This is a genomic window from Streptomyces malaysiensis subsp. samsunensis (assembly GCF_024519315.1).
Lineage (GTDB): Bacteria > Actinomycetota > Actinomycetes > Streptomycetales > Streptomycetaceae > Streptomyces > Streptomyces malaysiensis.
The window spans coordinates 1-7,862 of sequence record NZ_JANIIC010000138.1 but is presented as its reverse complement, the minus strand read 5'-3'; the positions used below and the strand labels follow the sequence as shown (position 1 = coordinate 7,862).

The following is a 7,862-nucleotide window of genomic DNA, read 5'->3' as shown; positions in this document are numbered from 1 at the left end:
TGCGCCCCAGGCCCTTGCTCGGGGCTGCGCCCCAGGCCCTTGCTCGGGGCTGCGCCCCAGGCCCCCGCTCGGGGCTCCGCCCCAGGCCCCCGCTCGGGGCTCCGCCCCAGGCCCCTGCCCGGGGCTCCGCCCCAGACCCCGCCCGGGGCTCCGCCCCAGACCCCCGCTCGGGGCTGCGCCCCGGATCCCGGGGGTCCAGGGGCAGAGCCCTTGGTAACGGGAAGGGGCGGGGAGGGGAAAGGCCCGTCGGACACCCTGTAGGCACCGGCGCACCGCCGACCGACCCACGCGACGGCAGCCGCGGTCGCCTCCGGCCGCCGTTCAGGCTTCCGCGTCCGCCTCCGCCTCCGTACGGATCGGAAAGCGGCGCGGGGCGAGGAACACCAGGGCCAGCAGTGCCAGTAGCGCGGCGGTCGCCGAGCCCAGGTAGACGTGGTCCACGGCGGTGTCCACGGCCCGCCGCAGATAGTCGGCGGCCTGGTCGGTGAGGGCGCCGGGGTGCTCCAGGGCGCGGGAGACCGAGTCCAGGTCGTCGGGCAGCCCCGGCCGGATGGCGGCGGGGGCCTCGGTGAGCCGCGAGGCCAGGGTCGCGTTGGCCACGGCGCCGAAGAGGGCCGCCCCGACGCTCTGGCCGACCTGGCGGCAGAAGAGGATCGAGGCGGTGGCCGTACCCCGCTCGGCCCATTCGACCGATGACTGCACCCCGATGATCAGCGGCAGCTGGAAGAGCCCGAGCGCGCCGCCGAGCAGCAGCATGATCAGCGCGGGCTGCCAGGGGGCGCCCGGGTAGGGGAGGAAGGGGAAGGCGGCCAGGACCAGCGTGGCGGCCGTCATACCGGTGATGGCGCAGCGCCGGAAGCCCACGCGGTTGTAGACCCGGCTGCTGAGCGCGGCCGCGATCGGCCAGCTCAGCGTCATCGTGGACAGCACGAAACCGGCCGGTATCGGTCCGAGCCCCAGCACCGACTGGGCGTAGGTGGGCAGAAAGACGGTCGGGGCGATCATCAGCAGACCGAGCGCGGCGAAGGCGACGTTGACCGCCGAGATGGTGCGGCGGCGCCAGACCCAGCCGGGGATGATCGGCTCGGCGGCGCGCCGTTCGATCCATACGGTGGCCGCGACGCACACCGCGGCGCCGCCGAGCATGGTGAGCGAGGGCGCGGACAGCCAGCTCCAGGCCACCCCGCCCTGGACGAGCGCGGTCAGCAGCAGTCCGCCGGTGAGGAAGACGCCTAGCGCCCCGGCCCAGTCGACCTTCGGGCGGCTCTCCCGGTGCCGTACCGGCTCGTGCAGATGGCGGGCGATCAGGGTGAGCGCCAGGGCGCCGACCGGCAGATTGATGAGGAAGATCCAGCGCCAGTCGGCGTATCCGGCGAGCAGTCCGCCGATCGCGGGGCCCGCCACCGAGGAGAGCGCCCAGACCGAGGAGAGCCTGGCCTGGATCTTCGGGCGCTCCTTGAGCGGGTAGAGATCGGCGGCGACGACCTGGATGGTGCCCTGGAGCGCCCCGCCGCCCAGCCCCTGGACGACCCGGAAGGCGATCAGGGACGCCATGTTCCAGGCGCCGGCGCACAGCAGTGAGCCGATGACGAAGACCACGATGCCCGCGAGCAGGATGGGTTTACGGCCGAAGGTGTCGGAGAGCTTCCCGTACAGCGGCAGCGAGACGGTGACCGCGAGCAGATAGCCGGAGAAGAGCCAGGAGAAGACGGAGAAGCCGCCGAGATCGCCGACGATCTGCGGTACGGCGGTGGAGATGATGGTCGAGTCCAGCGCGGCCAGCGCCATGCCGAGCATCAGGGCGGCGGCGACCGGGCGACGGCCTCGGGGGGTGGGAGTCGCGGGAGGTGGCTGGGGTGCGGGGGGCCTGGGGTCCGCGTCCATCGGCCGTCGTGCGGTGCCGCCCACGCTGGCGCGCTCCCTTCGCCGGTCCGCGCCGGCACGTGTCCCTGACTCTCGTACGACGATTCTTGTACTACCCACGATTCCATGCCGGACCGGGGCGGGGGAAGAACGCATCCGGGCTGCCCAGAAGGCCCGACTTGAGCCTCACGCGGCGGCAGGGTGCAGGATCGACCCCGAGTCCGGGTCGGCCTCAGGACTCACTCCCCTAGGGGATGCCCACCCTGTACTCCTACTCCCGGTTCGTCCGGGCGGATGAGGAGCCCGTCCTCCCCACTTCATAAGGTTGCTACGGGCTGCGCGACCGAGGGGGTGGGGCTAGCCCCACCGCTGAGAGGGAGTCATTCCCCATCGCGGAGGTTCCCGGATCGCGGCAGTCTTGATGCGGTGATCGGGGAACGGAGATCGCCGATCGGACACCTAAGGAGAAAGACCGTGACAACGGCTGTATCGATTCCCAGGACCGGGGGCAGCGGAGGACATACGGCCGTCGCCGCCCGTGCGCGTCAGGTGGTCAAGGCATACGGCTCCGGGGAGACCCGGGTGGTCGCGCTCGACCATGTGGACGTGGACATCGCGCGTGGTCAGTTCACCGCGATCATGGGCCCGTCCGGCTCCGGCAAGTCGACCCTGATGCACTGCCTGGCCGGTCTGGACACGGTCACCTCAGGGGAGATCTACATAGACGAGACCGAGATCACCAAGCTGAAGGACAAGAAGCTCACCAAGCTGCGCCGGGACCGGATCGGCTTCATCTTCCAGGCGTTCAACCTGCTGCCGACGCTCAGCGCGATCGAGAACATCACGCTGCCGATGGACATCGCGGGCCGTAAGCCCGATCGGGCCTGGCTGGACCGGGTGGTGGAGACCGTGGGTCTGGCCGGCCGGCTCAAGCACCGGCCGAACCAGCTCTCCGGCGGTCAGCAGCAGCGGGTCGCCGTGGCCCGTGCCCTCGCCGCCCGCCCCGAGATCATCTTCGGCGACGAGCCGACCGGAAACCTGGACTCGCGGGCCGGTGCCGAGGTGCTGGGCTTCCTGAAGCGGTCGGTGGACGAGCTGGGTCAGACCATCGTGATGGTCACCCATGACCCGGTCGCCGCCTCCTATGCCAACCGCGTGCTGTACCTGGCCGACGGCCGGATCGTCGACGAGATGTACAACCCGACGGCCGACCTGGTCCTTGAGCGCATGAAGCACTTCGACGCGCGTGGACGGGTGTCATGACCGTCCTCAAGACCTCGATGCGCAACTTCGTCGCCCACAAGGGGCGGATGGCGCTGTCCGCGATCGCCGTGCTGCTGTCGGTGGCGTTCGTCTGCGGCACGCTCGTCTTCACCGACACCACCAATGCCACGTTCGACAAGCTCTTCGCGAGCACGGCATCCGATGTCACGGTCAGCCCGAAGGGCGTCAGCGACAAGGACACCCGGCAGGGCCGGATCCGTAGTCTGCCCGGTGCGGAGCTGGCGCAGCTGAAGCGGGTGGACGGCGTCAAGTCGGTGACCGGCGACGTCACCAGCCAGTCCGTGACCGCCGCCGACCGCGATGACAACAGCATCGGCTCGGACACCGGCGCCCCGACCATCGGCACCAGCTGGGACCCGACCGAGAAGCGCTCGGTCGAGATCACCTCCGGCCATGCGCCGCGTGGCCCGACCGAGATCATGGTCGACGCCGACACCGCCAAGAACAAGAAGCTGGAGTTGGGCGATGAGGTGCGGATCATCGCCATTCCCGGCGAGTTCCGCGCGAAGATCGTCGGCATCGCCACGTTCCAGGTGACCAACCCCGGCGCCACGCTGATCTACATGGACACCGACACCGCGCAGCGCAAGCTGCTCGGCGCCGCCGGGGTGTACTCCAGCTACTCGCTCACCGCGCAGGCGGGCGTCAGCCACGACCAGCTGAAGAAGAACGTCGTGGCCGACCTCGGCACCGGGGTCAAGGTGCAGACGAAGGCCGAGTCCAGCAAGGAGGCCGAGGACGACATCGGCTCGTTCCTGGACGTCATGAAGTACGCGATGCTCGGCTTCGCCGGGATCGCCGTCCTGGTCGGCATCTTCCTGATCGTCAACACCTTCTCCATGCTGGTCGCCCAGCGCACCCGTGAGATCGGCCTGATGCGGGCCATCGGCTCCAGCCGGAAGCAGATCAACCGGTCGGTGCTGATCGAGGCGCTGCTGCTCGGCGTCGTCGGCTCGATCCTCGGTGTCCTCGGCGGGGTCGGCCTCGCGGTCGGCCTGATGAAGATCATGGGCAGCGCGGGGCTCCACCTGAGCACCGACCAGCTGACCGTGAAGCCCACCACGCCCATCGTCGGCGTCGGCATCGGCGTCGTCGTCACCGTCATCGCCGCGTACATCCCCGCCCGCCGGGCCGGGAAGATCTCCCCGATGGCGGCCCTGCGCGACGCGGGCACCCCGGCGGACGCCAAGTCCGGATGGATCCGTGGCGCGATCGGCACCCTGCTCACCGCGGGCGGCGCGGCCTCCCTGGTGGTCGCCGGGAACGCGGACAAGGCGGTCGACGGCTCGATGTTCCTGGGCCTCGGCGTGGTGCTGACCCTCATCGGCTTCATCGTGATCGGCCCGCTGCTGGCCGGTCTGGTGGTCCGTGTGCTGGCCACCGTCGTACTGCGGATCTTCGGCCCGGTCGGCCGGCTCGCCGAGCGCAACGCGCTGCGCAACCCGCGGCGCACCGGCGCCACCGGCGCGGCCCTGATGATCGGCCTGGCGCTGGTCGCCTGTCTGTCGGTGGTGGGCTCCTCGATGGTCGCCTCGGCCACCGACGAGCTGGACAAGTCGGTGGGCGCGGACTTCATCGTCCAGTCCGACACCGGCCAGCCGATCACCAAGGGGATCGCGGACGCGGTGCACGGGGCCAAGGGCCTCAAGCACGTCAGCGAGGCCAAGGACATCGAGGGCACCAAGATCACCCTGCCCGACGGCAAGACGGTCACCAAGGGCCTTTCGGCCGCCGACCCGACGTACGCCGAGGACCTGCGCACCCCGGTCGTCGAGGGCGACCTGGCCGCCGCGTACGGCAAGGACGCCATGTCGGTGCCGGAGGGCTTCGCCAAGGACCACAAGGTGAAGAGGGGCGACACCCTGACCGTCGACTTCAAGGAGGGCCGGACCGCCAAGCTGACCGTCGCCGCGATCACCTCGGACGACGTCAGCCTCGACAAGGGCGCGATGTACCTCAACATCGCCACGGTCGAGCGCTATGTGCCCGCCAAGATGATCCCGGCGGACGTGATGATGCTGGCGCAGGCCAAGGACGGCCAGGAGAAGCAGGCGTACGCCTCCCTCAAGGCCCAGCTGCACCACTACCCGTCGGTGAAGGTGCGCGACCAGACCGACTACAAGCAGGAGGTCAAGGACCAGGTCGGTCAGCTGCTCAACCTGGTCTACGGGCTGCTGGCGCTGGCGATCATCGTCGCCGTCCTCGGTGTGGTGAACACCCTGGCCCTGTCGGTCGTCGAGCGGACCCGTGAGATCGGCCTGATGCGCGCCATCGGCGTCTCCCGCCGCCAGATGCGCCGCATGATCCGTCTGGAGTCCGTGGTCATCGCGCTCTTCGGCGCCCTGCTGGGCCTGGGGCTCGGCATGGGCTGGGGGACCACGGCCCAGAAGCTGCTGGCGCTGGAGGGTCTGAAGACCCTGGAGATCCCGTGGCCGACGATCATCACGGTCTTCATCGGCTCCGCCGTGGTGGGCCTGATCGCGGCGCTGGTCCCGGCGTTCCGGGCGGCGCGGATGAATGTGCTGAACGCGATCGCCACCGAGTAGCCGACGGGACGGAGCGGCCGACGGGGGAGATGAGGCCGCTGCCCTCCATGGGGGCGAGGCGGATGGCCGACCGGCCGGCCCGGTGCGCGACAGGGGAGCGCATCGGGCCGGCCGCGTTCTTTCGGGCTGATTTTTCCGAGTCGGCTTTCGCGTTCCGGACTCTCGCGCTTCCGGGCCGATGCGGTTCCTCGGCGGTTTCCGGGGCCGCTCAGAGACTGACGACGAGGTCGCTCGCGCGCAGGGCCGCCACGAGATGGGCGGGCGCGGTGGCGGTCGAGCCCGCGGCGTAGGGCGGTTGGGGGTCGTATTCGATGACGAGCTGGATGGCCTTGGCGACCTCGTCCCCCGCCATCCGCCCGGTCAGACGCAGCGTGAAATCGATACCGGCCGAGACACCCGCGGCGGTGGCGTACTTGCCGTCGATGACCACTCGTTCCGTGACCGGGACGGCGCCGAAGGCCGCGAGACCGTCGAGGCAGATCCAGTGCGAGGTGGCCCGGCGCCCGGTGAGCAGCCCGGCACCGGCCAGCAGGAGGGAGCCGGAGCAGACCGAGGTGGTCCAGGTGGTGGCGGTGTCGACGTCGCGGATCCAGCTGAGCGTCGGCTCGTCCGAGAGGAGGTTTGCGGTGCCGGGTGCCGTAGCCGCAGGACCGGGCGATCTCCTCGACGCCGTCCTCGGTGTCCTCGAGGCGACGGCGGGCCGTCTCCAGCCGGACCGCGTCCACGTACCGCCCGGGTGTCACCCCCACCTCGAAAGCGCGGGCGAAGTGGCGGGGTGAGAGCGCCGAGCGGCGGGCGAGGCTGCCGACCGAGAGATCGTCGTCCGGATGCTCGGCGATCCAGCGCTGGACCTCGCGCAGCGCGTGCCGTTCGGCGAACTTGGCGGCCAGTCGCGTACTGAACTGCGTCTGGTCGCCCGGTCTGCGCAGGAACATCACCAGATGCCTGGCCACCAGCAGTGCGGTGTCCCGGCCGAGATCCTCCTCGACCAGCGCCAGGGACAGGTCGACGCCTGCCGTGACACCGGCCGATGTGGCGATGTTCCCGTCCCTGACGTAGATCGGTTCGGAAGCGACGGCCGTATCCGGGAAACGGCGTGCGAGCGCGTCGCAGTACGCCCAGTGCGTGGTGGCGCGGCGCCCGGCCAGCAGCCCCGCCTCGGCGAGCAGGAAGGCCCCGGTGCACACCGACACCACACGCCGCGCCCCGGGCGCCAGCTCGCGGATCCGCCGCACCACGGCCGGATCGGGGGCGGCCGTGCCCCGGCCGCCGGGCACCAGGAGGGTGTGCGGCGGTCCGGCGTCGGCGAGGTCGGTGTCGGGCAGCAGACGCAGCCCGCTGCACGTCCGCACCGGCCCGCCACCGGGCCCGGCGGTCATGACCCGGTACGCGCCCGGCCGCCCCGCGGCGTCGCCCGCCCCCGTGAACACCTCCAGGGGGCCTGTCACATCGAGGCTCTGCACACCGTCATAGACAACGATGAGCACGCTGCGGGATTTCATGCGGCTCAGCCTGGCAGCGTGCGATCACGGCAGCAATGACGGGTTTCCCACCTTTCCTGCCATGGCCGGGGCCGCACGGACCTCGCCTTCGTCAACCGCTGATCGGTACGGCGGAGATCTCCGCGCCGGGGACCGATGAGTTTCACGGCGTACCGGGGTCTCGGAAGGTGAACGCAACACTCCAAGGGAGATCACCATGACCGAGACCGCGAAAGGCACCCGGCTCGCCGAGGTGGGCCGGGTCGCTGTCACCGTCGCCGATCAGGACCGGGCGCTGGAGTTCTATGTGGGCACGCTCGGCTTCGAGAAGCGTGCTGACATGCCCTACGGCGACGGTCACCGCTGGATCGAGGTGGGCCCGGCGGGCGCCCCGACCGGGATCGCGCTCGTCCTGCCGCGCGAGGACGGCAAGGGACCGGGGCCTGGCTACGAGACCGGCATCATCCTCACCTCCGAGGACATCGACGCCGACCATGCGACGCTGCGCTCGCGCGGCGTCGACACCGACCCGGAGGTCCAGCGCTGGGGCGCGCCGGTGCCGCCGATGTTCAGCTTCCGGGATGCGGACGGCAACGCGCTGATGGTCGTCGAGAACGGCTGACCGGAACCTGGTCAGGAACTGATCAGGAGCCGGTCGGGCGCCGGTTGAAGGGCCGGTCCGCGAAAC

4 protein-coding genes and 2 pseudogenes are annotated in these 7,862 nt (G+C 70.7%); 3 read left to right on the top strand and 3 right to left on the bottom strand.

What is annotated here, in order from left to right; genetic code table 11:
• Nucleotides 1-321: 321 nt before the first annotated feature.
• Nucleotides 322-1,884 (bottom strand): MFS transporter, encoded by a 1,563-nt coding sequence (locus tag NQU54_RS47595; protein ID WP_257636492.1) that lies wholly within the window; start codon nt 1,882-1,884, stop codon nt 322-324.
• Between the two features lie 453 nt (nt 1,885-2,337).
• Here NQU54_RS47595 and NQU54_RS47590 point away from each other — a divergent pair, with 453 nt between their 5' ends.
• Both NQU54_RS47590 and NQU54_RS47585 read left to right on the top strand, forming a co-directional pair.
• Nucleotides 2,338-3,126, top strand: coding sequence for an ABC transporter ATP-binding protein (locus NQU54_RS47590; protein WP_257636491.1), 789 nt, complete (start codon nt 2,338-2,340; stop codon nt 3,124-3,126).
• Nucleotides 3,123-5,693 (top strand): ABC transporter permease, encoded by a 2,571-nt coding sequence (locus NQU54_RS47585; RefSeq protein WP_257636490.1) that lies wholly within the window; start codon nt 3,123-3,125, stop codon nt 5,691-5,693. Before NQU54_RS47590 ends, NQU54_RS47585 begins: the two co-directional genes overlap by 4 nt.
• Nucleotides 5,694-5,901: 208 nt before the next feature.
• On the opposite strand, the pseudogene NQU54_RS47580 reads toward NQU54_RS47585, so the two are convergent.
• Together NQU54_RS47580 and NQU54_RS47575 are read right to left on the bottom strand one after the other, a co-directional pair.
• Nucleotides 5,902-6,327 (bottom strand): annotated as a pseudogene (locus NQU54_RS47580) (DJ-1/PfpI family protein); the annotation flags it as partial.
• Nucleotides 6,326-7,195: pseudogene (locus NQU54_RS47575) on the bottom strand (GlxA family transcriptional regulator); the annotation flags it as partial. The pseudogenes NQU54_RS47580 and NQU54_RS47575, both read right to left, overlap by 2 nt.
• 196 nt (nt 7,196-7,391) lie before the next feature.
• On the opposite strand from NQU54_RS47575, the gene NQU54_RS47570 reads away from it, so the two are divergent.
• Entirely contained in the window at nt 7,392-7,796 is a 405-nt protein-coding gene (locus NQU54_RS47570) for a VOC family protein (protein WP_257636489.1), read from the top strand.
• Nucleotides 7,797-7,862: the final 66 nt, after the last annotated feature.

Bases quoted from the DNA above. Each gene is read 5' to 3' on its own strand.
- NQU54_RS47585 (WP_257636490.1), top strand. From the start codon at position 3,123: ATGACCGTCCTCAAGACCTCGATGCGCAACTTCGTCGCCCACAAGGGG.
- NQU54_RS47570 (WP_257636489.1), top strand. From the start codon at position 7,392: ATGACCGAGACCGCGAAAGGCACCCGGCTCGCCGAGGTGGGCCGGGTC.
- NQU54_RS47595 (WP_257636492.1), bottom strand. From the start codon at position 1,884: ATGGACGCGGACCCCAGGCCCCCCGCACCCCAGCCACCTCCCGCGACT.